The 23657-nt window shown below is 72.1% G+C and carries 26 protein-coding genes and 1 pseudogene; 15 read left to right on the forward strand and 12 right to left on the reverse strand.

Features of this window, described 5'->3' with window-relative positions; all coding sequences use genetic code 11:
* Nucleotides 1-764 (forward strand): annotated as a pseudogene (locus tag GQQ93_RS18055) (hypothetical protein); the annotation flags it as partial.
* A 234-nt stretch (nt 765-998) separates the two neighbouring features.
* Here the strand turns inward: GQQ93_RS18055 and yczR are convergent.
* The gene (yczR, locus tag GQQ93_RS06555; RefSeq protein ID WP_157423447.1) at nt 999-2456 is read right to left on the reverse strand and encodes a MocR-like transcription factor YczR; all 1458 of its coding nucleotides are present in this window, start codon (nt 2454-2456) and stop codon (nt 999-1001) included.
* Nucleotides 2457-2518: 62 nt separating this feature from the next.
* Here yczR and yczE point away from each other — a divergent pair, with 62 nt between their 5' ends.
* On the forward strand, nt 2519-3172 hold the full coding sequence (gene yczE, locus GQQ93_RS06560) for a membrane protein YczE (protein ID WP_246192145.1): 654 nt from the start codon (nt 2519-2521) through the stop codon (nt 3170-3172).
* A 126-nt stretch (nt 3173-3298) separates the two neighbouring features.
* On the opposite strand, the gene GQQ93_RS06565 is transcribed toward yczE, so the two are convergent.
* Nucleotides 3299-4057, reverse strand: a complete 759-nt coding sequence (locus GQQ93_RS06565) for a MerR family transcriptional regulator (RefSeq protein ID WP_157423448.1) — start codon at nt 4055-4057, stop codon at nt 3299-3301.
* Between the two features lie 200 nt (nt 4058-4257).
* Between GQQ93_RS06565 and GQQ93_RS06570 the strand changes: the two genes are divergently transcribed.
* Genes GQQ93_RS06570 through crcB form a run of 5 tightly spaced genes read left to right on the forward strand, consistent with a single transcriptional unit; the run spans nt 4258 to nt 6899 of the window.
* Complete coding sequence (locus GQQ93_RS06570; RefSeq protein ID WP_246192147.1) at nt 4258-5166, forward strand: DUF4097 family beta strand repeat-containing protein; 909 nt, start codon at nt 4258-4260, stop codon at nt 5164-5166.
* Nucleotides 5163-5849: a PadR family transcriptional regulator gene (locus GQQ93_RS06575; protein WP_157423449.1), complete on the forward strand. Its 687-nt coding sequence runs from the start codon at nt 5163-5165 to the stop codon at nt 5847-5849. The genes GQQ93_RS06570 and GQQ93_RS06575 overlap by 4 nt, the downstream gene beginning before the upstream one ends.
* 55 nt (nt 5850-5904) lie before the next feature.
* A complete protein-coding gene (locus tag GQQ93_RS06580) occupies nt 5905-6078 on the forward strand; it encodes a hypothetical protein (RefSeq protein ID WP_157423450.1) in 174 nt (57 codons plus the stop codon).
* A gap of 9 nt (nt 6079-6087) precedes the next feature.
* Nucleotides 6088-6522 carry a fluoride efflux transporter FluC gene (locus tag GQQ93_RS06585; RefSeq protein WP_246192149.1) on the forward strand — a complete coding sequence of 145 codons (435 nt, stop codon included), beginning with the start codon at nt 6088-6090 and terminating at the stop codon, nt 6520-6522.
* Nucleotides 6519-6899 carry a fluoride efflux transporter CrcB gene (gene crcB, locus GQQ93_RS06590; protein ID WP_246192151.1) on the forward strand — a complete coding sequence of 127 codons (381 nt, stop codon included), beginning with the start codon at nt 6519-6521 and terminating at the stop codon, nt 6897-6899. Before GQQ93_RS06585 ends, crcB begins: the two co-directional genes overlap by 4 nt.
* Nucleotides 6900-7027: 128 nt before the next feature.
* Here crcB and GQQ93_RS06595 read toward each other — a convergent pair whose 3' ends face one another.
* The 4 genes from GQQ93_RS06595 to GQQ93_RS06610 all read right to left on the reverse strand — a co-directional run bounded on the left by GQQ93_RS06595 (nt 7028) and on the right by GQQ93_RS06610 (nt 10270).
* A complete protein-coding gene (locus GQQ93_RS06595; protein ID WP_157423451.1) occupies nt 7028-8284 on the reverse strand; it encodes a Dyp-type peroxidase in 1257 nt (418 codons plus the stop codon).
* Nucleotides 8284-8817, reverse strand: a complete 534-nt coding sequence (locus tag GQQ93_RS06600; RefSeq protein WP_157423452.1) for a copper chaperone PCu(A)C — start codon at nt 8815-8817, stop codon at nt 8284-8286. The genes GQQ93_RS06595 and GQQ93_RS06600 overlap by 1 nt, the downstream gene beginning before the upstream one ends.
* Nucleotides 8818-8833: 16 nt before the next feature.
* Complete coding sequence (locus tag GQQ93_RS06605; RefSeq protein WP_157423453.1) at nt 8834-9544, reverse strand: copper resistance CopC family protein; 711 nt, start codon at nt 9542-9544, stop codon at nt 8834-8836.
* A gap of 105 nt (nt 9545-9649) precedes the next feature.
* Nucleotides 9650-10270, reverse strand: a complete 621-nt coding sequence (locus GQQ93_RS06610) for a hypothetical protein (RefSeq protein WP_157423454.1) — start codon at nt 10268-10270, stop codon at nt 9650-9652.
* Between the two features lie 97 nt (nt 10271-10367).
* Between GQQ93_RS06610 and GQQ93_RS06615 the strand changes: the two genes are divergently transcribed.
* Together GQQ93_RS06615 and GQQ93_RS06620 are read left to right on the forward strand one after the other, a co-directional pair.
* Nucleotides 10368-12491 (forward strand): APC family permease, encoded by a 2124-nt coding sequence (locus GQQ93_RS06615; RefSeq protein ID WP_157423516.1) that lies wholly within the window; start codon nt 10368-10370, stop codon nt 12489-12491.
* Between the two features lie 9 nt (nt 12492-12500).
* Nucleotides 12501-12926, forward strand: a complete 426-nt coding sequence (locus tag GQQ93_RS06620) for a DUF1801 domain-containing protein (RefSeq protein ID WP_157423455.1) — start codon at nt 12501-12503, stop codon at nt 12924-12926.
* 20 nt (nt 12927-12946) lie between these two features.
* Here the strand turns inward: GQQ93_RS06620 and GQQ93_RS06625 are convergent, their stop codons facing one another.
* On the reverse strand, nt 12947-14122 hold the full coding sequence (locus GQQ93_RS06625; RefSeq protein ID WP_157423456.1) for an FAD-dependent oxidoreductase: 1176 nt from the start codon (nt 14120-14122) through the stop codon (nt 12947-12949).
* A gap of 188 nt (nt 14123-14310) precedes the next feature.
* Here GQQ93_RS06625 and GQQ93_RS06630 point away from each other — a divergent pair, with 188 nt between their 5' ends.
* A complete protein-coding gene (locus tag GQQ93_RS06630; RefSeq protein ID WP_157423457.1) occupies nt 14311-14520 on the forward strand; it encodes a DUF3073 domain-containing protein in 210 nt (69 codons plus the stop codon).
* Between the two features lie 43 nt (nt 14521-14563).
* Here GQQ93_RS06630 and GQQ93_RS06635 read toward each other — a convergent pair whose 3' ends face one another.
* Entirely contained in the window at nt 14564-15370 is an 807-nt protein-coding gene (locus GQQ93_RS06635) for an LLM class flavin-dependent oxidoreductase (RefSeq protein WP_157423458.1), read from the reverse strand.
* Between the two features lie 8 nt (nt 15371-15378).
* Complete coding sequence (purM, locus tag GQQ93_RS06640) at nt 15379-16491, reverse strand: phosphoribosylformylglycinamidine cyclo-ligase (RefSeq protein ID WP_157423459.1); 1113 nt, start codon at nt 16489-16491, stop codon at nt 15379-15381.
* A gap of 85 nt (nt 16492-16576) precedes the next feature.
* Between purM and GQQ93_RS06645 the strand changes: the two genes are divergently transcribed.
* Nucleotides 16577-17188, forward strand: coding sequence for a zinc-binding alcohol dehydrogenase (locus GQQ93_RS06645; RefSeq protein ID WP_157423460.1), 612 nt, complete (start codon nt 16577-16579; stop codon nt 17186-17188).
* 29 nt (nt 17189-17217) lie between these two features.
* Nucleotides 17218-17652: a PaaI family thioesterase gene (locus GQQ93_RS06650; RefSeq protein ID WP_157423461.1), complete on the forward strand. Its 435-nt coding sequence runs from the start codon at nt 17218-17220 to the stop codon at nt 17650-17652.
* Between the two features lie 55 nt (nt 17653-17707).
* Here GQQ93_RS06650 and pdxR read toward each other — a convergent pair whose 3' ends face one another.
* Nucleotides 17708-19099: a MocR-like pyridoxine biosynthesis transcription factor PdxR gene (pdxR, locus tag GQQ93_RS06655; RefSeq protein ID WP_246192153.1), complete on the reverse strand. Its 1392-nt coding sequence runs from the start codon at nt 19097-19099 to the stop codon at nt 17708-17710.
* A gap of 74 nt (nt 19100-19173) precedes the next feature.
* On the opposite strand from pdxR, the gene GQQ93_RS06660 reads away from it, so the two are divergent.
* Together GQQ93_RS06660 and purF are read left to right on the forward strand one after the other, a co-directional pair.
* Nucleotides 19174-19683, forward strand: coding sequence for a carboxymuconolactone decarboxylase family protein (locus tag GQQ93_RS06660; protein WP_157423463.1), 510 nt, complete (start codon nt 19174-19176; stop codon nt 19681-19683).
* A 100-nt stretch (nt 19684-19783) separates the two neighbouring features.
* The gene (gene purF / locus GQQ93_RS06665) at nt 19784-21241 is read left to right on the forward strand and encodes an amidophosphoribosyltransferase (protein WP_157423464.1); all 1458 of its coding nucleotides are present in this window, start codon (nt 19784-19786) and stop codon (nt 21239-21241) included.
* A 138-nt stretch (nt 21242-21379) separates the two neighbouring features.
* On the opposite strand, the gene GQQ93_RS06670 is transcribed toward purF, so the two are convergent.
* Both GQQ93_RS06670 and GQQ93_RS06675 read right to left on the reverse strand, forming a co-directional pair.
* A complete protein-coding gene (locus GQQ93_RS06670) occupies nt 21380-21805 on the reverse strand; it encodes a CvpA family protein (RefSeq protein WP_246192155.1) in 426 nt (141 codons plus the stop codon).
* A gap of 51 nt (nt 21806-21856) precedes the next feature.
* Nucleotides 21857-22237 (reverse strand): sterol carrier family protein, encoded by a 381-nt coding sequence (locus GQQ93_RS06675; protein ID WP_157423466.1) that lies wholly within the window; start codon nt 22235-22237, stop codon nt 21857-21859.
* Nucleotides 22238-22298: 61 nt separating this feature from the next.
* Between GQQ93_RS06675 and purD the strand changes: the two genes are divergently transcribed.
* Nucleotides 22299-23642, forward strand: a complete 1344-nt coding sequence (gene purD, locus GQQ93_RS06680; protein ID WP_157423467.1) for a phosphoribosylamine--glycine ligase — start codon at nt 22299-22301, stop codon at nt 23640-23642.
* Nucleotides 23643-23657: the final 15 nt, after the last annotated feature.

Genomic DNA, 23657 nt, shown 5'->3' on the forward strand with positions numbered 1-23657 from the left:
TCCTCGGCGGCACGCAGCTGCTGCCCGAGCTCGGGCTGCCGATCACGCTCGGCGGCAACGCCATCTCGGGCATCGGCGACTCCACGTCGACCGACGCCGAGACGGTCGTGCAGCCCGGAACCGGGGGTGGTTCCGCGACGACGGATGGCGATGGCGGGCTGCTCGGGGGAACACAGCTGCTGCCTGAACTGTCTCTGCCGATCACGCTCGGCGGCAACGCCATCTCGGGCATCGGCGACTCCACGTCGACCGACGCCGAGACGGTCGTGCAGCCCGGAACCGGGGGCGGTTCCGCGACGACGGATGGCGACGGCGGGCTGCTCGGGGGAACACAGCTGCTGCCTGAACTGTCTCTGCCGATCACGATCGGCGGCAACGCGATCTCGGTCATCGGCGACAGCGAGACCGGCGGGTCGACGACGATCGTCGACCCGGTGGACCCGGTGGACCCCGTCGGTCCGACGGACCCCGTGGACCCGACGGACCCGGTCGACCCGACGGACCCGATCGACCCCGTGGACCCGACGGACCCGGTCGACCCGACGGACCCGGTCGACCCGGTGAACCCCACCGACCCGAGTGACAACGGCAACGGCAACGGCAACGGCTCCACCGTCGCCTCGGACGGCGCTACGGCGGTCGTCGCCGAGGACGCGTCGCTCGCCTCGACGGGGGCCGACGTCTCGGCCCTCGGCCTGGCCGCGCTCGCCCTCGTCGGCGGTCTCGTGCTCGTCGGATTCCGACGGTTCGCGATGCGCCGATAGCCGGGAATCCCGGCGCCGCCCTACCGGCGCCGGGGCCCGACCTGCTCAGCGGGTCGAGCTGGTCGAACCGGACCCCGTGCCGCAGACCCGTGCGGCACGGTGAGGCCGCGCATCCCAGGCGCGGCCGGTCGGGGCGGCGGGCGAGCGCAGTCGTCCGCCGCCCCGCACTCGCGCGCCGCGAACCGGCGAACGCCGGAACTCGGCGAACGCCGCGAGCGGCGTTCCCGACGGCGGCTACACGACGGCGGGCAGCAGGCCGACGTCGACCGCGGGCATCCCCGCCATCGACTCCCAGGCCACCCGCAGCGCCTGCACCGCCGCTTCGGTCTCGGCGACCGGCTGGCAGATCGGCAGGCGCAGGAAGCGCTCGAAGGCGCCGTCGATGCCGAACCGCGGGCCGGCGGCGATGAGCAGCCCCTGCGACCGGGCGGCGAGCGCGAGCTGCGAGCTCACGGGCGCGCCGATGCCGATCCAGGTCGCGATGCCCCCGTCGACGTGGGGCACGTGCCACTCGGGGAACGCCTCCGCGATGAGCTCCTCGAGCCGGTCGCGACCGGCCCGCAGCTCGGCGCGACGGAGCGCGAGGATCTCGTCCATCCGCGGCATCAGCCGGGTGACGAGGAGCTGCTCGAGGATGGGCGTTCCGAGGTCGCCAGGAGCGCGCACGGCGACGAGCTTGCGGATGAGCGTCGGCTCGGCGCGGATCCACCCGATCCTGACGCCGCCCCACACGGTCTTGCCGACCGAGCCGATGAGCACGGCGGTGCCGGGCGGACCGTACGCGGCGAGCGGCAGCGGCTCGAACGCACGGTCGATGTCGAGTTCGGCCGTCGTCTCGTCGGCGATGATCACCGTGCCCTGCCGCGCGGCCGCGTCGAGCACCCGCTCGCGACCCGACTCGTCGAGGCTGCGACCCGTCGGGTTCTGGAAGTCGGGCATGAGGTACGCCGCCGAGGGGTTGGCGCGGGCGAAGGCCCGTTCGAGCGCCTCGACCTCGTCGTCGGAGGAGGTCAGCGCGGCGATCGCGTCGTGCGGGCTGACCGGCACGGTCACGAGACGGGCACCCGCGACGCGCAGCGCCTCGTAGGCGTGCGGGTAGGTCGGCGCCTCGATGACCGCGCGATCGCCGCGACCCACGAGCACGCGTGAGAGCAGCGCGATCGCGTGCTGCGCGCCGATCGTCACCATGATCTGATCGGGCGAGGTCGGCAGGCCGCGGAGGGCGTAGCGATCGGCGATCGCCTGGCGCAGGGCCGGGGTGCCGATGGGGTCGAAGCCAGAGTCGCCGAGGTGGGCGGGCAACTCGTCGGCGGCCTCGCGGGCGACCTCGGCGAGCCAGGGCAGCGCGGCAGGGGCCGCCTTCGAGAGGTCGAGCTGGAGCGAGGCGGGCGGCGCCGGCATAGCGGCCGGCGCCCCCGGCAGGCGGGCCACGCTGCCCGAACCGCGAAGGCTTCTGAGCAGGCCCTGCTCGCGCAGATGCCGATAGGCGGCGGTGACGGTGGTTCGGCTGAGGCCGAGCCGATCGGCCAGCTCGCGCTCGGCGGGCAGGCGCGTCTCGACGCTCACCCGTCCGTCGAGGATGAGCAGGCGCACCCGCTCGGCGAGTGCGAGATAGACGGCGCCGCGCGCAGCGCCGCGCCAGTCGCCGAGGAGGTTCTCGAGCGCACGGGCGCTGAGCGTGGCATCCGTCATGCAAGCCACTTTAGTTGAATTGGCTACTTGATTACAGGCCAATCCTGAAATTGGATGTCTCTATGCTCCGCCGTATCCCCCAATTGCTCATCGGGCTCGTGCTCTACGGCATCGCCGACGCGATGCTCATCCGCGCGGCCCTCGGCGTCGACCCGTGGACCGTCTTCGCCCAGGGCCTCTCGAACCTCACGGGCATCGGCATCGGCTGGCTCACGAACCTCATCGGCCTCGCGGTCCTCCTGCTCTGGATTCCCCTGCGGCAGAAGCCCGGCATCGGCACGGTGCTCAACATCCTGCTGATCGGGCCGAGCATCGAGCTCGGGCTCTGGTTCATCCAGACGCCGCCCGAGCTCTGGCAGCAGATCCTGCTGTTCACCGGCGGCCTGCTGCTGCTCGCCGTCGCGAGCGGGCTCTACATCGGCAGCCGCTTCGGGCCCGGCCCGCGCGACGGCCTCATGACGGGTATCCACGCGCGCACCGGCTGGCCGATCTGGGTCGGCCGCACGATCGTCGAGGTCTCGGTGCTCGCGATCGGCTGGGTGCTGGGCGGCGACGTCGGCTTCGGCACCCTCGCGTTCGCGCTGCTCATCGGCCCGCTCTGCGGCTTCACGCTGCCGTTCTTCCGGGTGCCCGAGAAGACCCGGACGCCACGGGTCGGCACCGTCGGCACGGGCACCGCCGCCAGCCCCGCCGTGGAGCCGGCTGCGGCGAACTAGACGGCTGCAGCCTCCGAGGCCGGGACACCTCGGAGGCCGCAGCGACCACACCGTTCCGGGGGTCGTTTTCGGACGTCTGCATCGGCAGAATGCCGAACGACTGGCCGAGAACGACCCCCGGAGCGATCAGAGCTCGCGCTCGGCGTACGCGCGCAGCGCGTCGCGCACGAACTCGGCTCCCCCGGCGCCGCCGTAGTTCGCGCCGAAGCGCGGGTCGGCGACGTACATCTCGCCGAGACCGACGACGTACGCCTTGACATCGCCGCCGGGCACCGCCGCCGGCGTGCCGGGCACCGCGGTCAGCCACTCGACGTGGCGCTTCGCGAGCGCCTGCGCCTCGGGCCCGTCGGGCGCGACGCCCGACTCGGCGGCCGCGATCCAGTCTCGGTTGAGTTCAGCCACCCGAGCCTTCCACTCGCGCTGGCCGGCCTCGCCGAGGCCGCGCCACCAGCGGTCGCCGGACGCGTAGGCCTCCTTGCCCCAACGCTCCTCGACCTCCTCCTTGTAGCGGGTGTGGTCGAAGCCGTCGAACATCTCTTCTGCCATGAGTCGTTCACCTCCTTCCAGTCTCTCGATGGTCGTCTCGACCGACGCGATCTGCCGCGCCAGCCGGCTCTGCTCCTGGCGGAGCCAGCCGAGATGGGCCGTCAGGGCGCGCGCCTCGGGGGCGTCGCCCGCGAGCACCTCGCCGATGGCGGGCAGCCCGAGCCCGAGCTCGCGCAGCAGCAGGATTCGCTGCAGCCGCACGAGCGCGCGCTCGTCGTAGTGGCGGTACCCGTTCGCCGCGATGCGGCTCGGCGCGAGCAGGCCGAGCTCGTCGTAGTGACGCAGAGTTCGGCTCGTCGTACCGGCGAGCTTCGCGATCTCCTGGATCGACCAGTCCATCGCAGCCTCCTCTCTCTCGTGGTCACCACGCTAGAACTTGACGCTGCGTCAATGTCAAGCGCGAAGCATCCCATCACGGCTTGCATCTCGCTCAAACGCGATATATCGTGACATTGTCGCGAACGCGATATATCGCGATACAGAGATTTCAGAGGGTCGGATGCCGCGGCATCCCCTCGGACACGAAGGAGCAGTACGACATGACGATCGAGAAGTGGGTCATCACCCCCGGCCAGTCCCGGGTCATCGACCTCGAGCTCGTGCGCAAGCTCAAGGTCGGCCTCATCGGCGGCAAGGTCGACCTCATCGCGCACGACGAGCCCGGTGCCCGCATCGAGATCACAGGCGTCACCGGCAAGGACCTGCTCGTGAGGATCGACGGCGACGCGCTCGAGATCGACCACCCGCAGCTCCGCTGGGATAACTTCATCGAGGCGTTCAAGGGCTGGGCCGGCAACGCCAAGGCGCAGGTCTCGATCCTCGCGCCGCGCGACGTCGCGCTGAAGCTCGGCGTCGTGTCGGGCGATGCGCTCGTCTCGGGCTTCACGACCGACGCCAAGCTCAGCACCGTCTCGGGCGAGCTCGTGCTCGACAACCACGAGGGCGACGTCGAACTCTCGAGCGTCTCGGGCGAGATCTCGGCCGGCAACCACACAGGCCGCATCACCGGCCACACGGTCTCGGGCGACCTCGTCGCGACGGGCGACGTGCGATCGTTCAACGTCGACACCGTCTCGGGCAACATGATGCTCGACGCGTTCGGCACCCCCGACCGCATCGACACCAACACGGTCGCGGGCGACCTCACCGTGCGCTTCGAGGGCGGCAGCGGAGCCCGCTACCGGGTCAACACCGTCGGGGGCACCGTGCTCATCGACGACACCACCATCAAGGGCGTGCTCGGCAAGGGCTTCGAGCGGGTCACCGGCGAGCTCGCGGGCCGCTGGCTCGACCTCGGCGCGAACAGCGTCTCGGGTTCGATCTCGGTGATCCGCCGCGAACCCGCCGCGCAGCCGGCCGCCGGCTCCACGGCATCCACGGCCTCCGCCGGCACCGCCCCGGGCGGCGCCGGGTCGTCGAGCGAGTCGGGCGACGAGGCATCCGCATGACCCCGCCCGTCTTCGCCCACGGCAGCCTGCGCCTCTACCTGCTCGCGCTGCTCGAAGAGCGTCCGCGACACGGCTACGAGCTGATCCAGGCGCTCTCCGACCGCTTCGGCGGCACGTACTCGCCGAGCGCCGGCACGATCTACCCACGGCTCTCGAAACTCGAGGAGGAGGGGCTCGTCACCAAGTCGAGCGACGGCCGCAAGACCGTGTACGAGATCACCGACGCCGGCCGCACCGAGCTCGACGCCCGCCGGCACGAGCTCGACGCCATCGAAGACGAGGTCACCGACTCGGTGCGACGCCTCGCCGAGGGCGTGCGCGCCGAGGTCAACGACGCGATGCGCTCGCTGCGCGCAGAGCTCGCGAGCGCCGCCCGCGAGGCCAAGCGCGCCGCGAACACCGCGACGGCCTCCGCGGCGGGCGGCGCATCCGACGCCGGTGCGGGCTCGACGACCACCGTCGGCGACGCCGACGGCTCGCGCGCCGGCGTCGACGCCCGGGTCGAGTCGACGCGGGCCGTGCACGAGGCCGATCTCGTGCTGAATGAATTCCGCCAGCGCCTGCGCACCGAATTGCGCACGCAGGCGCACCGCGGACTCGTGCCGCAGGAGACGGTCACCCTGCTGAAGGCCCGCCTCGCCCAGGTGCACGCCGACGTGCTCGCCACCCTCACGCGCCCCTGAGGCGCGGCGGCGCGGCGGCCTTGCCGCTGTCGGCGGGCGGTGATTCGATGTGCGCATGGACGCGGTCGAGCTGCACCCGTGGTCGGAGGGCGACCTCGATCTCCTGCGCCGCGCGAACACGCCCGAGCTCATGGACTGGGTCCGCGGCGGAGTGCTCCGAACGAACGACTGGGTCGCCGAGCTCGCACACGCCCCGGTGCCGCCGCCCGGCGACGACGGCGAGGCGTAACCTCGAGTCGTGCGCTCCTCCACCGCCCTGACGCTCGTCGCCGTCGCGGTCGGCGGCATCGCAGGCACGGGCCTCAGGCTCGCGTTCGATCTCGCGTTCCCCCACGGCGATGCCGAGTTCCCGGTCGAGACGCTCCTCGTGAACCTCGTCGGCACGCTCGCACTCGGCTGGCTCGTCGGCGGGCTGTGGACGAGGCCGGCCACCCCGGCGTGGCTCAGGGCCGGGCTCGGCTCGGGGCTGCTCGGCTCGTTCACCACCCTTTCGGCGATGATGGCATCACTCGTCGTGCTGACCCGCGAGGGCGAGATCTGGCTCGGCGCCCTCTACCTGCTCGTGTCGGTGGCGGGCGGCCTGCTGCTCGCGGCGCTCGGCCTGAAACTCGGTTCGCGGCTTGCGCACCGCCCGATGCCGCGCGAGGTCAGCGATGCGGGGTCCACGCTGTGAGCGGCGCACTGAATCCGCTGGTCATCGCGGCGGTGCTCGGTGCGGGCGCCGTCGGGGCGCTGCTGCGCTACCTGCTGTCGCGGGCGTTGCCGGTGCGCCCAGGGCACCTGCCGGGAGGCATCCTCATCGTGAACGTCATCGGATCGGGGGTCGCGGGGGCTCTCATCGGCCTCGCCGAGCGGGCGGCGCTCGACGGCGACCTGCGACTCGTGCTCGTCACCGGGTTCTGCGGCGGCCTCACGACGTTCAGCACCTGGAGCGTCGAGACGGTCGAACTCGCCACGGGCGGCCGCTGGCGGGCAGCGGTGCTGAACGTCGCCGTGACCCTCGTGCTCGGCATCGGGGCGGCGGCGGCCGCGTACCTCGCGTTCCGCTGATCGTCGCGGGCATGCTGCCGCTGCTCGTGCAGGAGATTGGGCCCCATCACTGCCTGACAGAGCATTCCAGTGCAATTCTCCTGCACGAGCAGCGGCGCGCGCGCCGTGGCATCCACCCGCCTCGCTCGTCAGACGAGCGTCTCGCCGACGTACCCGCCCTCGGCGCAGCCCGGCGGGATCGCGAACACCGCCGAGCCGATGGGCGTGGTCCACTCGTTGAGCAGGTCGAGCTCGTCGAGCCGGCGCTGGATGGGCACGAACTGCCGGTCGACGTCGGCCTGGTACGAGGCGAACAGCAACCCGGCGTCCGAGATCCCGCCGTCGGCGGGCGACTCGTCGTAGTTGTACCCTCGCCGGAAGATGCGCTCGCCCGGCACCTCGCTGCGCGAGCGGCGCAGGTGCGAGAAGTCGCCGATCACGGGAAAGCCGACCGGGGTCAGCGCCTCGAAGTCGGGCTCGTCGTGCTCGCGTTCGCCGGTGAGCGGTGCACCGCTGCCGAGCTTGCGGCCGACCGCGGCCTCGCGGCCGGGCCGGTCGACGCGGTCCCAGCCGTCGAGATCCATCGCGATGCGGCGCAGCACCATCGAGGTGCCGCCGGCGAGCCAGGCAGGGTCGCCCGCATGCCAGACGAGCTCGTCGAAGTCGGCGGTGCCGGGCGCCGGGTTGACGGTGCCGTCGAGCTGTCCGAACAGGTTGCGCATCGTCGAACCGGATGCCTCGGCGCCCGCCGCCCGACGGAAGCCCTGCTGCGACCAGCGCACGCTCGCGAACGAGCGCGCGTCCTTCAGCAGCATGCGGGCGGCGTGGGCGACGGTCACGGGGTCGTCGGCGCCGAGGTGCAGCAGCAGGTCGCCGCCGTTCCACTCGGGTCGCAGCCGGTCGATGCCGAACGCGGGCAGCGGCCGCAGCCACGTGGGCGCCGTACCCCCGGCCCGCTCGACGAGCCCCTGGCCGAAGCCGAAGGTGACGGTGAGGCGGGCGGGCATGAGCGCGAGCTCGGGTTCGGTGTCGGCGAGCGGAGCGCGCCCCTGCGTGATACGCGCGGCGTCGTCGCTCAGCACCCGCAGCATGCGGCGGATCGCCGCGGCGTCGACCTCGGGGGCGAGGTCGAGCGCGATGTAGCGCGCGTACGCCTGCGGCGGTGTCTCGATGCCGGCCTGGCGGGCACCGTGGTACGGCACGATCGCCTCGCCGACGGCGGTCTCGCGGGCCGCGGCCGCGGCCGCCTCGGCCGCAGCCGAGGCGGCGGCGTTCGCGCCACCCGCGAGCGCCCCGCCGATCGCCTGCGCCCCGAGCACGCTCGCCGCACCGGCTCCGGCCGCGGCGGCACCTCCGAGCAGGAGCTGCCGCCGCGAGAACCCGGAACCGCCGGGTTCGCGGGCCATCAGTGCGCCTCGTGCCCGTCGTCGTACTGCTCGTTGGCGCCCGCGTAGTCCTTCACGGGTGCGACGACGTCGAGCGTCGAGCCGTCGCCGAACTCGAGGGTGACCGTGACCTCGTCGCCCGCCTGCAGCGGACCCGCGAGGCCCATGAGCATGACGTGGTTCGCGCCCGGCTCGAGCGAGAAGGTCTCGCCCGCGGCGAGCTCGAAGCCGCCCTCCTTCTGGCGCATCTGCATGGTGCCGTCGGTCTCGACGGTCTCGTGCAGTTCGGCCATCTCGGCGGCGTCGGTCGCGGCGCCGACGAGGGTGACGTCGGCGCCCTCGTTCACGAGGTCGCCGAAGAGCGCGGTCATACCGTCATCGGCGGCCTTGACCCACGCCTCCTCGACAGTGATGGATGCCGCGGCCTCGGCTGCGGCGGTCGGTGCGGCGGTCTCTCCCCCGGCGGCGTCGGCGGTGCCGGCGCATCCCGAGAGGAGCAGGAGGGCGGCGAGGGCCGCCCCGAGGGCAGGGGTGATCGCGGTGTGTCGCTGCATGATCGTGTCCTCGCGCTCAGGCGGTCGGGCCGTTGCCGGCGTCGGAACCGTTGCCGGCATCCGGACCCTTGCCCACGCCGGGACCGGCGCTCTTCCGGCGCGCGTTCACGATGACGGCGACGATGAGTGCGATGACCCCGAGTCCGCCGACCACGAATCCGGCGACGGCCCAGCCGTCGGGGCCGCTCGCCGCGGTGTCCTCGGCGTGGTCGCCGTCGGCGTCGGCGTGCTCGCCGTCGGCGTGGTCGCCGTCGGCCTCGTCGCTCGCGGCGTCGTCGTGCGGGGCCCCCTCGGCCCAGGTGCCGGTCGCGTCGGCGCCCACGCCGAAGTCGATCGTGCCCTCGATGGGGTGGCCGTCGCTCGACACGGCGCGCCATCGCGCCTGGTACTCGCCCGAGAGGTCGGTCGGCAGGCTCGCGGTGACGGTCGCGCCCGCGATGACGGGGTCGCCGACCTCGATCTCCTCGCCGTGGTGGTCGACCACGACGACGGCGGTGCCGACCTCGATGATGTCGTTCGAGAACTCGAGCGAGATCTCGGTCGGTGCGGTGTCGAACACCTGGCCCGGCTCGGGGCTCGAGCCGAGGAGCTCGTCGTGGGCCTGGGCGGCGGTGCCGCCGGTGAGTGCGAGCGCCGCGGCGAAGGTGATGGCGGCGGCCGCGACGAGGGCGGCGCGGAGGCGGGTGGCGGGGGCCGCGGCGGTCGCGGCGGTGATGCGCTGGTTCATTCGGGAGTCTCTCTCCTCGTGCTCCGGACGGACGGCGTGCCGTACCGCGCCGCGTGGGCGCGAGGCATCCGGAGGCTTCGTGATGTTCCGCCGAACGGCGGAGGGTCAGGCGAAGGCGAGAAGCGCGGGCGGGCCGCGGTAGCGGAGTGCGGCGAAGCGGAGGCGCGAGCGCAGTCGCGGCGGCACCTGGGCGTCGAGCCCGAGGAGGCGGAGGGGGGCGACGACCGGAACCGGCTCGCCCGCCCGGCCGCTGAGCACGAGCACGAAGCGTCGCGTCGCGGCGGCGAGCGCCGACCAGGTGACGCGCTCGATGACGAGGAGGTACACGATCGTGAGCGCGGCGGCGAGCACGTGCCCGGCGAGCATCGCCGTCTCGCCGTGCCCCGCATGCGCCGACGAGGCGGCCGCGCCGCTTGCGTCGACGAACGAGACCGTGCCGTGGTGCCCGTGGCCGCTCACGACGAACTGTCCCGTGCTCGGCCCGGCGCCCACCCCGAAGAGCAGATGGAACGCGCCCTGGCTCACGAGCACGGCGAGTGCGGTGCGGACGGGCGAGGTTCGCCGGCCGACGAACGCGACCGAGGCGCCGAGCGCCACGATGCCGGCGAGCGCGAGTCCGACCCCGCCGGGCGCCTCGCCACCGGCGACGCCGTGCGAGAACGCCGCGAGGAACAACGCGACCGAGGCCGTCGCAGCGCCGCGCGCGAGCTGCGTCGCACGGTTCACGTCGGGCTCCCAGTGGTCGGTGTTCAGGGCAGAGCGCCTCAACTGTAGCAAGTCCGCCTTGACATGGGCCCGTGCAGGAGCAGTGTCATCCGCCGTGATGAACGACGCGGGCGAACCGCCTGCAGAATTGAAGTCGCCGAAGCACTGGATCATCGGCGACCCGCTGCCCACCGAGAAGCTCGAGGGGCAGCTGCTTCCGAAGCACCTGGCGCTGCCGATCTTCGCTAGCGACCCCCTCTCCTCGGTGGCGTACGCCCCGCAGGAGCTGCTCATGATCCTGATGGTCGGCGGCCTCGCCTTCCTGAGCTTCGCCCCCTGGGTGGCGCTCGCGGTCGTCGTGCTGCTCGTGACGGTCGTCGCGAGCTACCGCCAGCTGATCCGCGCCTATCCCTCGGGCGGCGGCGACTACGAGGTGGCGCACCGCAACCTCGGCGAGAAGGCCGGCCTCGTGGTCGCCTCCGCGCTCCTCGTCGACTACGTCATGACGGTCGTCGTGTCGGTGGCCTCCGGCGTCGACAACATCATCTCCGCGTTCCCCGAGCTGAACCCGTTCCGCGTCGAGCTCGCGGTGCTGTTCGTCGTGATCCTCGCGGCGATCAACCTGCGGGGCGTCTCCGAATCGTCGAAGGCGTTCGCGGTGCCGACCTACCTGTTCATCGGCAGCGTGTTCGTCATGGTGGTCGTCGGGCTCGGCCGCACCCTGCTCGGCGATCCGCCGGTCGCCGAGTCGGCCGGCTTCGAGGTGCAGGCCGAGCAGCTGACGCAGGCGGCGATGATCCTCCTCCTGCTGCGATCCTTCGCAAGCGGATGCTCCGCCCTCACCGGCGTCGAGGCGATCTCCAACGGCGTCCCTGCCTTCCGGGTGCCGAAGGTGCGCAACGCCCAGCGCACGCTCGTGCTCATGGGCGGCATCGCGATCGTGCTGTTCGCCGGCCTCACCGCGCTCGCGATCGTCTCGCAGGTGCACTACGCCGAGGATCCGTGCCACCTCATCGGCTGGGCGGAGTGCGCCACCGAACCGCAGCGCAGCCTCATCGCCCAGGTGGCGGCAGCCACCTTCGGCGACTCGACCCTGTTCTTCTACGTGATCCAGGCGGCGACGGCGCTCGTGCTGCTGCTCGCGGCGAACACCGCGTTCAACGGCTTCCCGCTGCTCGGCTCGGTGCTCTCCCGCGACGGCTACGCACCCAAGTCGCTCTCGACCCGCGGCGACCGCTTGATCTACTCGAACGGCGTGCTCATCCTCGCTCTTGCGGCCTCGGTCGTGCTCATCGTGTTCCGGGCGAACCTGACCGTGCTCATCCAGCTCTACATCATCGGGGTGTTCGTGTCGTTCACGCTGGGGCAGACCGGCATGGTGCGCCACTGGCTGCGGGCGCTGCGCACTCCCGACCGATCGCTCCTCGCGCGCGGCGGCAAGGCCCAGCCGTCCACGAAGGCCCTCGCCCAGGCTCAGGCCGAGGGCACGAAGCCCCTCACCCGCGGCGCGATCGTGCGCGCCCTCGTGATCAACGCGATCGGTGCGGCGATGACCGCGGTCGTGCTCATCGTGGTCACGGTCACGAAGTTCACGCACGGCGCCTGGATCGTGTTCGTCCTCATGCCGATCCTCTTCTTCCTCATGATGGGCGTGCACCGCTACTACCGCGACGTCGAGCGCGAGATCGAGGTCGACCCCACGACGACGTTCGGCTCGACGGGCGACCACGCCATCGTGCTCGTGGGCCGCATGCAGAAGCCGACGCTGAAGGCGCTCGACTACGCGATCGCCGCACGCCACGACTCCCTCGAGGCCGTGCACGTCTCGATCGACGAGGCGCAGACGAAGCAGCTCAAGAAGGAGTGGGTGAAGATGAACATCCACGTGAAGCTGCGCATCCTGTCGTCGCCGTATCGCGATCTCAGCCATCCGCTGATCCAGTACATCAAGCAGCACCGCGAGGAGCACGGCTCCGAGGTGATCACGGTCTACATGCCGCAGTACATCGTCGGCCACTGGTGGGAGAACATCCTGCACAACCACAAGGCCCGTCGAATCCGGCAGAAGCTCATGCTCGTGCACGGCGTCACCGTCGCGCTCGTGCCGTGGCTGCTCGACTCCTCCGACCTGCTCTACGGGCGTCGCTCGCGCCCGCTGCCGGGCCAGGATCGCCGTGGCGAGCCCCGGCGGCCGGCGCCGCGCCGCCCGCTCGCCGAGAGCGGCACGAAGCGCGGGCGGTAGGCTGCACGAATGGCGACAGGGCGCACGGATGTCCCGGTCGAGGTGTTCCTCGACGGAGTGACGCATCGGGTTCGACGGCGGGATGCCGCGACGCTGCTCGCCCTCATGGAGCGCGTGACCGGGGAGACCGCCTACATGTGGGGGCCCTCGATCGTCGGGTTCGGCGAGTACCACTACCGGTACGACAGCGGCCGCGAGGGCGTGACCCCGGCCGCGGCGTTCTCACCGCGCAAGACGGCCTCGACGGTCTACCTCGTTCCGGGGCTGACCGAACGCCCCGAGCTGCTCGAGCGTCTCGGACCCCACACCACCGGGGTCGGCTGCCTCTACCTGAAAGACCTCGCCGAGGTCGACCTCGAGGTGCTCGCCGAGCTCGTGCGCGAGTCGTACGACGCCGTCACCCCGTCGGCTCCGCCGGCCCCGCCGCTCGGGTAGCGAACGTCGCGAGACCCGCGTTACAGCATCGCCATGATCTGGCGGGCGATCATGCGGCCGGCCCGGCTCGCGCCGATCGTCGAGGCCTGCGGCCCGTAGCCCGCGAGGAAGACGCGGGGATCGCTCCACGCGGCGCCCTGCCCGACGGTCACGCCGCCGGCCTTCTCGCGGAGCTTCAGCGGGGCGAGGTGCCGCAGCTCGGGCCGGAATCCCGTCGCCCAGATGATCGCATCGGCACGGGCGGAGCCCTGCTGCTCGCCGTCCCAGACGATGCGGTCCTCTTCGATGCGGTCGAACATCGGACGGGCGACGAGCAGCCCCCGCTCGATGCCGGCGGCGATGCGGCGGCTCTTCGGCACACCGGTGCCGCTCACGATCGAGGGCAGCGCCCGACCCGAGCGCGCCGCCTCGTCCTGCATCGCGACGGCCGCCGAGGCGCCCTCGAGGTCGAGCTCCTGGCGATCGATCCAGTCGATGGGGCGACGCGACACCCAGGTGAGGCCCGCGGCGACGTCTTCGAGCTCGAGCATGAACCCGATCGCGCTCGTGCCGCCGCCGACGACGACGACGTGCTGGTCGCGGAAGTCCTCTGCCGAGCTGAAGTCGGAGGTGTGCAGGTGGCGCCCGGCGAACTCGCCCATGCCCGGGTAGAACGGCACGAACGGCGAGCCCCACGTGCCCGTGGCGTTGACGAGGAACTGGGTCGAGAGTTCGAGCTGCGGTGCCTCGACGGTCTGCGGCGCCTCGAAGGTCTTGCGCCGTCGGCCGAAGAGGCCACGGGTCTTCAACTCCTCGACGGGCTGCGGGCTCAGGTCTTCGTAGCGCACGAGGAGGTCGACCCCCTCGTTCGTGACGGAGCGCACGTTCATCGGTCGGCGCACCTGCAGGTCGAAGTGCTCTTCGAAGCGTCCGTAGTAGTCGGCGACGACGTCTTTCGCGGGGAGCGCGCGGTCGGCGGTGTCGAAGCTGAGGCCGAGGTCTGCGAGCCCCGGAAGGTCGTTCACCCGGTGCGCGGTGCCGAGCCGGAGCGACGACCAGCGGTGCTGCCAGGCGCCGCCGGGCCCGGGCGCGCGATCGAGCATGACGAAATCCTGTCCGGCGACGAGCTCGAAGCGCCGAAGGTAGTACGCGACCGAGAGGCCGGCTTGACCGGCCCCGATCACGACCACCTTGACGCGTTCGGGGCTCGTGTTCACACCCCAATCTCAGCATGTCTGGCTGTGTGCTCGCAGCATGTCCGCTGAACGCGTTCGGCCGCACTATGGAGACCGCCGTCGGGTGCGATCCGCCGGTGCTAAACTGGCGGCTGGACGAATTCATTTATCAGATGAGCGCCGGGTGAAGACCAAATCCCACCCGGCCAGATGTCGTAAGGGGGTCACGCATGGGGCGCGGCCGTCAGAAAGCCAAGCACACCAAGGTCGCTCGGGAGCTGAAGTACTTCAGCCCGAACACCGACTACAACGCGCTTGAGCGCGAGCTCACGAGCTCGCAGCATGACGATTACAGCGATGAGGCGTCGAAGTGGGCGGAGTACGCCGACGACGACGACACCTATCTCGCGGGCGACGAACAGCGCGAGCAGCGCGCGTAGTCGCCACCGTCACGGTCACCGACGCACCTCATCGACCCTCTCGTCACTCCTCGCTGAAGCGTGCGTCCGCGACCGCGTCGTCGAGCCATCCGGCCGTCGTCTCCGCGAACCGCTCGAGTTCGGCGAGTGAGTTCGACGGCGTGATCGCGCGCACCACGACCTCGTCGGCGACGCCGTCGGCGAGGTAGTCGGCGAGCCGCGCGGACGTCGAGATGGTGGCGTCGAGCGCGCCGGTACCGAGCCTCGCGAAGTTCGCGGCGTACGCGGGCACCTGCTCGTAGCGGTGCGCCTCGATCTCGAGGGCCGGGCGGGCCGCCTCGTCGGCGATGGTGCGCACGTAGGTCACGACGCGCCCGTCGTCGGGCGAGCGGCCGGCCAGTGCGGCGGCGGCGCGCTGCTCGGCGGTCGCAGTCGACGCGGCGGCGGGGGTCAGCCAGTTGAGCAGCACGCCGTCGGCGAGTTCGGCGGCGAGTCGGCGCATCCGCGGCCCGAGGGCGCCGAGCACGATGGATGCCTCGCTGCGACCCCGGAGTTCGTCGATACCCTCGCGCATGAGGCCGAGGGGACGCTCGGCGCGCCCCGACCCGATGCCGAGGGCCGTGCGCTCGGCAGGGATGCCGCCGAGATCGAGCGTTGCCACCGGCCTCCGGTCGATCGGAATGATGCCCGTGGCGAGGTGCAGGCGTTCGGTGACGGTCGCGGCGGCCCTCAGCCGCGCGAGGGAGTCGCCCCCGGGCACGTCGTTCACCCACAGACTCGCGAAGCCGAGTCGCTCGAGGCGCGGAGCGAGCGCGGCCACGACCTCGACCTCCGTCGTGCCGATGATGCCGAACGAGACCCGTGCGCGCATGCGACGGCTCAGCTCGCGTACGACCCGACCAGGCGCACCGCGCCGCCGTCGACGCCCTTGGCGCCCTGTTCCCAGCCGTCGGCCGCGGCGGTCGCCGAGTCGCCGAAGGCGACCGTGCCGGCCTGCCATGCGGGAAGCCCGAGCGTCTCGAGCTCGGCGATGATCGCGGGCGCGGCCGCGGCGTCGACGACGGCAAAGAAGCCGATGCCGAGGTTCCAGGTGCCCTCGGTCGACTCGAGGGTGGTGCCGGCGAGCTCGTTGAGCACGCGGAACACGGGCGCCGGCGACCAGGTGGCGCGGTCGAGTTCGACGCGCGACCCGATCGGGAGCACGCGGGCGAGGTTCGCGGCGATACCGCCGCCCGTGACGTGCGAGAGCGAGTGCACCGCGGTGCCGTTCGCACCGGCGAGCAGCTGCACGAGCGGGCCGGTGTAGAGACGGGTCGGCTCGAGCAGGGCCTCGCCCCAGGTCGTGCCGAGCTCGACCGAGGCGTCGGTGTAGCCGATGCCCTCGGCGTTCAGGATGTGGCGCACGAGCGAGAAGCCGTTGGAGTGCAGGCCGCTCGACTCGATCGCGATGACGACGTCGCCGTCGGCCACGCGCTCGGCGCCGAGCAGCCGGTCGCCCTCGACCACGCCGACGGCTGCGCCCGCGACGTCGTAGTCGTCGACGCCCATGAGGCCGGGGTGCTCGGCGGTCTCGCCGCCGACGAGGGCGGTGCCGGTCTCGGCGCACGCGCGGGCGATGCCGGTGACGATCGCGGCGATGCGCTCGGGCACGACCTTGCCGCAGGCGATGTAGTCGGTCATGAACAGCGGCTTCGCGCCGACCACGACGATGTCGTCGACGACCATGCCCACGAGGTCCTGGCCGATGGTGTCGTGCTTGTCGAGCGCCTGGGCGATCGCGATCTTCGTGCCGACGCCGTCGGTCGAGGTCGCGAGCAGCGGCTTCTCGTAGTCCTTGACGAAGGAGAGGTCGAAGAGGCCGGCGAATCCGCCCACCCCGCCCAGCACATTCGGCCCGTGGGTGGCGGCGACCGCCTCCTTCATGAGTTCGACGGCGAGATCCCCCGCCCGGGTGTCGACTCCGGCAGCGGCATATGACGAGTTCGCGCTCACCCGTCAAGGGTACCCGTGCTCGGGCGACGGCGTGTCGCCCCGTCCCACCGGGCCGCGGCCCGGTGGGCGAGCGTAGAATTCGATCATGGCACCGGGGGCCACACCATCGTGGGTGATCCGCGAGAACGCGAGTCGCCCGGTGCTGCTCGCCCTTTATCTGCGCGAGGTGCTCGCGATCGCCTCCCCCGTCGAGCTGCCGCGCCTGCGCGATGTGGGCGCCGTCGGCGAACGGCTCGAGATCGACCGGCACGACCTGCTCGAGCGCCAATGGCGCGCCTGGTGGGCGATGACCGTCGAGCCCGAGGCCCATCCCTCGCCCGTGCCGCTCGAACTCGTGCCCGCCTTCGACACCGAGGTGGCACTGCCGACCTCGGGCGCTGAGGTGCTCGCGTCCGCGGTCGTGCCGCACGCCGAGGCGGCCCGGTCCTGGGCCGAATGGGCGCACGAGAACTACCGCAGCGTCTCGGCCGCACGACTCGGCAACTCGTATCGCGCGTACGCGGGCACGATCGCCGAGCACGAACGCGAGGTGGGGCGGCGGGCGCACTCCTTCGAGCTCAACGTCGAGGTGCTGCCGCTCTCCGGGATCGGGGTCTGGTGGATCGGCGCGATGACCGTCGCGGTCACCGACACGCTGCGATCGGATGCCTCGGCGTTCGACGACGCCATCCACCCGATCATCGCCGAACTGGCCTGAGGCCGGGTGCCGGTGCCAGACTCGGTGGAATGAGCATCTGGCACGGCGATCCCAAGGTCGAGTGGGCGAACTCCCGCAGCGAAGGCACCGCGCTCCGCGCGCTCGGCATCGAGATGACCGAGGTCACCGAGTCGTCGCTCAAGGGCCGTATGCCGGTCGACGAGCGCACCCGCCAGCCCGGCGGAGTGCTGCACGGCGGGGCATCCGTCGCCCTCGCCGAGACGCTCGCGAGCTGGGGGGCGACCTTCACCGTCGACCCCGCGCAGTTCTACTGCGTCGGCATGGAGATCAACGCGAACCATGTGCGCCCCATCGCCGAGGGCTGGGTCTACGGCGAGGCGACGCCGTTGACGCGCGGCCGCACCACCCAGGTGTGGGAGATCAGGATCACGCAGGAGGACGGCAGGCTCGTGTGCATCTCGCGCTGCACGATGGCGGTGCTGCCCAAGCCCTCGGAGTACTGAACCCCGGGTCGCGCGACGACGGCCGGATGCCCCGACGCCGGGTCGAGGCGCCTGCTCAGGCCCGCGGAGCCGACCGGCGCGCGGCCTCGACGGAGGCCACCACTGCGGCGACCGCCTGTTCGAAGCGATGCTCGGGCGGGGCCCCGTAGCCGACGACCATCGTCGGAGGGCGTGACGCCGCCGTCGCGGCATCCGCGGCGAATCCGGCCAGCCCGCCGTAGCGCAGGCCGAGCGACGCGCCGGCCTGCTCGACCTCGGGTTCGCCGACTCCGGCGGGCAGCTCGAGCAGGCAGTGCAGGCCGGCTTCGAGGCCGGCCACACGGGTGCCGGGCAGCCCCTCGGCGACGAGCCGCTCGAATCGCTCGCGCCGCGCCCGGTAGCGCAGGCGCGCTCCGCGCACGGCCCGGTCGTAGTCGCCCGCGGCGACGAGCGCCGCGAGCGCGAGCTGCGAGATCGCGTCGGTCGCCGAGCCACTCAGTCGGCGCTGCTCGAGCACCTCATCGCGCAGTGCGGCCGGCACCACGCCCCAGCCGATGCCGAGTGCGGGCGAGAGCGACTTGCTCGCGGTGCCGCCGTAGACGGTCTGCGCCGGGGCGATCGCCTGGAACGCCCCGATCGCCCGTCCGTCGAAGCGGAACTCGCCGTCGTAGTCATCTTCGATCACGATCGCCCCGGCCGAGCCGGCCCAGTCGGCGAGCGACGCGCGGCGCGAGGCCGAGAGCGGCACCCCGGTGGGGAACTGGTGGGCGGGGGTCACGAGCACGGCGTCGACGGCGAGGGCGGCGAGCCGCTCGACCACGAGGCCGTCGGCGTCGAGCGGCACCGGCACGGGTTCGAGCCCGGCCGCCGCGAGCACCTCGCGGTGCGAGGCATGTCCGTACGCCTCGACCGCGATGCGCCGGCCTCCGCGAGCGGCGATCGCGCGGGCGACGAGCGAGAGCAGCTCGCCGAAGCCGTGGGTGACGACGACGTCGCCCGCACCGGCGACGACGCCGCGGGTGCGCGCGAGGTATTCGGCGAGCGCTCGGCGCAGCTCGACGGCGCCCTCGGGCGCCCCGTAGGCGAAGGCGGCCGTCGGCGCATCGGCGAGCGACCGCGCGACCGCCCGCGTCCAGGCTGATCGGGCGAAGTCCGAGGAGTCGGGAAGCCCGCCGCGCAGGTCGAGGTCGAACCGGGTCGACCGGTCGACTCGCACGCCCGCGGGCGGCCCGGGCACTCCGCGCACCCAGGTGCCCGAGCCGACCCGCGCCTCGAGCCGGCCCTCGCCGACGAGTCTCGCGTAGACCTCGGCGACGCTGTTGCGGGCGATGCCGAGATCGGCGGCGAGGCTGCGGCTCGGCGGCAGTCTCGTCCCCGGTTCGAGTCGGCGCTCGACGATCGCCGCGCGCAGCGCCTGTTCGAGCGAGGCGACCTTGCGCCGCGGGTCGAGCTCGAGGTGGAGATCCAATCCGGAATCGGCCCAATCGTGCGCCATGCGAATGGACATTACCAGTGCGAGGAGCCGACCGTAGCGTGATTCCCATGACCACGACGATCACAGAATCCGCCCATTCCACCGCACCCGTCGCACCCGCCCGTCGACTCGACCTCGACGGGATCGCCCCCGCGTTCGTACGCGCCGTGACCGCACTCGACGAGGCCGCGGAAGCCGAGGCCGACCGCGCCGGCATCGAGAAGGGCCTGCGCGAGCTCGTGCGGCTGCGCGCTTCGCAGCTCAACGGCTGCTCGTACTGCGTCGACCTGCACTCGCGCGACGCGGCCGCCTCCGGTGAATCCGTGCAGCGGCTCTACGCCGTCGCGATCTGGCCCGAGTCGAACTTCTTCACGGCGCGCGAGCGGGCGGCCTTCGCCCTCGTCGACGCCGTCACCCGGCTGTCGGAGACCCACGTTCCCGACGACGTGTGGCACGTGGCATCCGGCGCCTTCTCCGACGACGAGCTGGCCGCGCTGCTCGCCCTCGTCGTGTCGGTCAACGCGTGGAACGAACTGGCCGTCTCGACGCGCGGATGGCGGCCCAAGCTGCGCATCTGAGCAGGTGCCCGCGCACGGCGGGCTCACCCGCGCAGTATGGGAGAATCGACGAGGCCGGATCCGGTCGCTCACCCCACCCCCACGAGGAGCCATCGCTCGCATGTGCGGCATCGTCGGCATCGTCTCCACCGAGCCCGTCAACCAGCAGATCTACGACAGCCTGCTCCTCCTGCAGCACCGCGGGCAGGACTCGACGGGCATCGCCACCGCCGACGGCCCCGTCTTCCACATGGCGAAGGCGCGGGGGCAGGTGCGCGAGGCGTTCCGCACACGCGACATGCGATCGCTCATCGGCAACATGGGCCTCGGCCACGTGCGCTACACGACGAAGGGCGCCGCCGAACGCGAGGAGGAGGCGCAGCCGTTCTACGTGAACGCGCCGTACGGCATCATCCTCGTGCACAACGGCAACCTCACGAACACGCGCGAGCTCTCGAGCGAGCTGTTCTCGATCGACCGCCGGCACGTGAACTCGACGAGCGACACCGAGATGCTGCTGAACGTGCTCGCGACCGAGCTCCAGGGCCAGATCAAGGGTCTCGAGCTCGACCCCGACCAGATTTTCCAGGCGGTCGCGAACGTGCACGAGCGCGTCGAGGGCTCCTACGCCGTCATCTCGCTGATCGCCGGCTACGGCCTGCTCGCGTTCCGCGACCCGTTCGGCATCCGCCCCCTCATCCTCGGCAAGCGGCAGACCGAGGCCGGCAGAGACGAGTGGATCGTCGCCTCCGAATCGCTCGTGCTCGAGAACGGCGACTACGAGATCGTGCGCGACGTCGAACCCGGCGAGGCGATCTTCATCACGCTCGACGGCGAGATGATCTCGCGCCAGTGCGCGAAGAACCCCGTGCTCATCCCGTGCTCCTTCGAGTACGTCTACCTCGCCCGCCCCGACTCCGTCATGAACGGCATCTCGGTCTACGAGTCGCGCCTGCGCATGGGCGACCGGCTCGCCGACACGGTCGCGACGCACATGCCGCTCGGCGACATCGACGTCGTCATGCCGATCCCCGACTCGTCGCGCCCGTCGGCGATGCAGGTCGCGCAGAAGCTCGGCATCGAGTACCGCGAGGGCTTCTACAAGAACCGCTACGTCGGCCGCACCTTCATCATGCCGGGCCAGGCCGAGCGCAAGCGCTCGGTGCGTCAGAAGCTCAACGCGATGGGCACCGAGTTCCGCGGCAAGAACATCCTGATCGTCGACGACTCGATCGTGCGCGGCACCACCTCGCAGCAGATCGTGCAGATGGCGCGCGACGCCGGGGCCAACAAGGTGACGTTCGCCTCGGCCGCGCCCCCCGTGCGCTACCCGCACGTCTACGGCATCAACATGCCGAGCCGGCAGGAGCTCATCGCGCACGGACGCAAGATCCCCGAGATCGCGGCCGAGCTCGGCGCCGACCACATGATCTACCAGGAGGTCGCCGACCTCCAGGCGGCGATCACCGAGGGCACCTCGATCGAGCAGCTCGACCTCTCGTGCTTCACCGGCGAGTACGTCACGGGCACGGTCAGCGAGGAGTACCTCGGCTGGGTGGAGCGCACGCAGCTCAGCTGATCGACGCGCAGGGCGCGCCTCCCGGGGTGTGCCCTGCGCGCCACTACGTCACTGATCCGTCTCAGCTATCAGTGACGTAGTGCTCGGAGCCGAGGGCACCTGCGGCACCAGCCGCGGGTGGGCCACGTGGCCACGGCCCTAGCCGTCGACGCGGTGCGTCTCGTCGTGCTCGGCGAGCGCCCGGGTGGTGCGCCGCGACATCGCCCGGTCGACGATGAGCGCGACGAGCGCACCGAGTCCACCGCCGATCGCCACGCCGCAGACGAGCAGGAAGCCGAAGACCTGCCCCTGGTTGTAGGTGAAGTCGTCGGCGAGTCGCTCGGCGAGCTCCGCCTCAGTGGGGGCGAACGAGACCGAGAGCACGAGAGCGACGATCGCGCCGACGACGGCGCCGGCGAGCATGAACGCCGCGTACCGGGGGGAACGGCGCACGACGACCTCGTCACGGCTCGCCTCGGTACGGTACTGCGGTTCGGGCGCCGACTCGGTCGGCGTCGCGGATGCCTCGGCCGGCACCTGCCCGGCGGGCTCGGGGGTCTCGGGCTGATCGTGGGTGTCGCTCACCCCACCATTCTCCCGCATCGGGCTGGACGAACGCCCCGGAACGTGGGCCGCTCAGACGACGGGCAGCAGCCCGTCGAGCTCGGCCCGCTGGCCCGAGGCGTGCACCCGCCCGCTCGCGCGCGCGTCGGCCCACGACAGGCGGCCGATCGCGAGTGCGAGCCAGGTCGAGGCATCCGTCTCGATCACGTTCGGCGGGGTGCCGCGCGTGTGCTTGGGGCCCTCGACGCACTGCACGGCCGCGTACGGCGGCACGCGCACCTCCAGCGTGCCGCCCGGGGCGCGCTCGGCGAGCAGCTGCAGCGAGTACCGCACGGCGAGCGCGAGGGTCGAGCGGTCGACGGATGCCGCGGCGTCGCCGCCGTCGGCCGTCACCGCGCGCACCGTGGCGAGTGCCGCCCGTCCGATGTCGTCGCCGATCCTCGCTCGTGCCATGCCTCCATCCTCGCAGGGGCCGCCGACGAAGCCGACCGGCCGGACGAGGTAGCCTGATGCGGTGAGAATCCTCGTCCTCGGCTCGGGCGCGCGCGAGCACGCCATCATCCTCGCGCTCCTCGATGAGGAGGCCGGGCACGAGATCATCGCCGCCCCCGGCAATGCGGGCATCGCGGCATCCCCCACCTCCTCGGCGCGCGGCAGCGTGACGACCGTGGCGCTCGACGCGAGCGACCCCGAACTCGTCACCGAGTACGCCCGCGACAGCGGCGTCGAGCTCGTCGTCGTCGGCCCCGAGGCGCCGCTCGTCGCGGGCGTGGCCGACGCGGTCCGTGCCGCCGGCATCCCCGTGTTCGGGCCGGGCAGGCGGGCCGCGGCGCTCGAGGGCTCGAAGACCTTCGCGAAGCGCATCATGGAGGCCGCGAACGTGCCGACCGGCCGCGCCAAGCTCATCTCCGAGCTCGACGAGGTCGCGGCGACGCTCGACGAGTTCGGCGCCCCCTACGTCGTGAAGGCCGACGGCCTCGCGGCGGGCAAGGGCGTGCTCGTCACCGACGATCGCGACGCCGCGCTCGCGCACGCCGGCCACTACCTGCAGCAGGGCCCCGTGCTCGTCGAGGAGTTCCTCGACGGCCAGGAGGTCTCGCTGTTCCTCCTCTCCGACGGCACGAACGTGCTGCCGCTCTCGCCCGCGCAGGACTTCAAGCGCCTCCGCGACGGCGACGCCGGCCCCAACACGGGCGGCATGGGCGCCTACTCGCCGCTGCCGTGGCTCGGCGACGCGGTCGACGGCCGCGGCGGCCGCTTCGGCAGCGAGCAGGCCTTCGTCGACGAGGTCATCGAGACCATCGCGCTGCCCACCGTGAAGCAGCTCGCCGACGAGCAGACCCCGTTCATCGGCCTGCTCTACGCCGGGCTCATCCTCACCTCGCGCGGCATCCGCGTGATCGAGTTCAACGCGCGCTTCGGCGACCCCGAGACCCAGGTCGTGCTGCCCCGCCTCGAGACCCCGCTCTCGGGCCTGCTGCTCGCGGCGGCCACGGGCGGGCTCGGCGAGCTGCCGCGTCCGGTGTTCAGCGCCGACGCCGCCGTGACGGTCGTGCTCGCGAGCGAGGGCTACCCCGAGTCCCCCGAGACGGGCCGCGCCATCGAGGGGCTCGACGCCGCGGCATCCGTGCCCGGGGTGCATCTCGCGCACGCCGCGACCGCCATCGGTTCGCTGCCCGACGACGCCCAGGCCGGCGACCCGGCCCCGCTGCTCTCGACCGGCGGCCGCGTGCTCAACGTCGTCGCCGTGGGCGACGGCTTCGCCGAGGCCCGGCGACGGGCCTACGAGGCACTGGGACGCATCCGCCTCGACGGCGGCCAGTACCGCACCGACATCGCGGCGCGCGTCGCCGAATAGCCCCGCACGAGGAGC

The organism is Agromyces lapidis (assembly GCF_009749405.1).
Classification (GTDB): Bacteria; Actinomycetota; Actinomycetes; order Actinomycetales; family Microbacteriaceae; genus Agromyces; species Agromyces lapidis.

Excerpts from the sequence above, each read along its gene's own strand:
- yczR (WP_157423447.1), bottom strand. The coding sequence starts at position 2,456 with ATGACGGATGCCACGCTCAGCGCCCGTGCGCTCGAGAACCTCCTCGGC.
- yczE (WP_246192145.1), top strand. The coding sequence starts at position 2,519 with ATGCTCCGCCGTATCCCCCAATTGCTCATCGGGCTCGTGCTCTACGGC.
- GQQ93_RS06565 (WP_157423448.1), bottom strand. The coding sequence starts at position 4,057 with ATGGACTGGTCGATCCAGGAGATCGCGAAGCTCGCCGGTACGACGAGC.
- GQQ93_RS06570 (WP_246192147.1), top strand. The coding sequence starts at position 4,258 with ATGACGATCGAGAAGTGGGTCATCACCCCCGGCCAGTCCCGGGTCATC.
- GQQ93_RS06575 (WP_157423449.1), top strand. The coding sequence starts at position 5,163 with ATGACCCCGCCCGTCTTCGCCCACGGCAGCCTGCGCCTCTACCTGCTC.
- GQQ93_RS06580 (WP_157423450.1), top strand. The coding sequence starts at position 5,905 with ATGGACGCGGTCGAGCTGCACCCGTGGTCGGAGGGCGACCTCGATCTC.
- GQQ93_RS06595 (WP_157423451.1), bottom strand. The coding sequence starts at position 8,284 with ATGGCCCGCGAACCCGGCGGTTCCGGGTTCTCGCGGCGGCAGCTCCTG.
- GQQ93_RS06600 (WP_157423452.1), bottom strand. The coding sequence starts at position 8,817 with ATGCAGCGACACACCGCGATCACCCCTGCCCTCGGGGCGGCCCTCGCC.
- GQQ93_RS06605 (WP_157423453.1), bottom strand. The coding sequence starts at position 9,544 with ATGAACCAGCGCATCACCGCCGCGACCGCCGCGGCCCCCGCCACCCGC.
- GQQ93_RS06615 (WP_157423516.1), top strand. The coding sequence starts at position 10,368 with ATGAACGACGCGGGCGAACCGCCTGCAGAATTGAAGTCGCCGAAGCAC.
- GQQ93_RS06620 (WP_157423455.1), top strand. The coding sequence starts at position 12,501 with ATGGCGACAGGGCGCACGGATGTCCCGGTCGAGGTGTTCCTCGACGGA.
- GQQ93_RS06630 (WP_157423457.1), top strand. The coding sequence starts at position 14,311 with ATGGGGCGCGGCCGTCAGAAAGCCAAGCACACCAAGGTCGCTCGGGAG.
- GQQ93_RS06635 (WP_157423458.1), bottom strand. The coding sequence starts at position 15,370 with ATGCGCGCACGGGTCTCGTTCGGCATCATCGGCACGACGGAGGTCGAG.
- GQQ93_RS06645 (WP_157423460.1), top strand. The coding sequence starts at position 16,577 with ATGGCACCGGGGGCCACACCATCGTGGGTGATCCGCGAGAACGCGAGT.
- GQQ93_RS06650 (WP_157423461.1), top strand. The coding sequence starts at position 17,218 with ATGAGCATCTGGCACGGCGATCCCAAGGTCGAGTGGGCGAACTCCCGC.
- GQQ93_RS06660 (WP_157423463.1), top strand. The coding sequence starts at position 19,174 with ATGACCACGACGATCACAGAATCCGCCCATTCCACCGCACCCGTCGCA.
- purF (WP_157423464.1), top strand. The coding sequence starts at position 19,784 with ATGTGCGGCATCGTCGGCATCGTCTCCACCGAGCCCGTCAACCAGCAG.
- GQQ93_RS06675 (WP_157423466.1), bottom strand. The coding sequence starts at position 22,237 with ATGGCACGAGCGAGGATCGGCGACGACATCGGACGGGCGGCACTCGCC.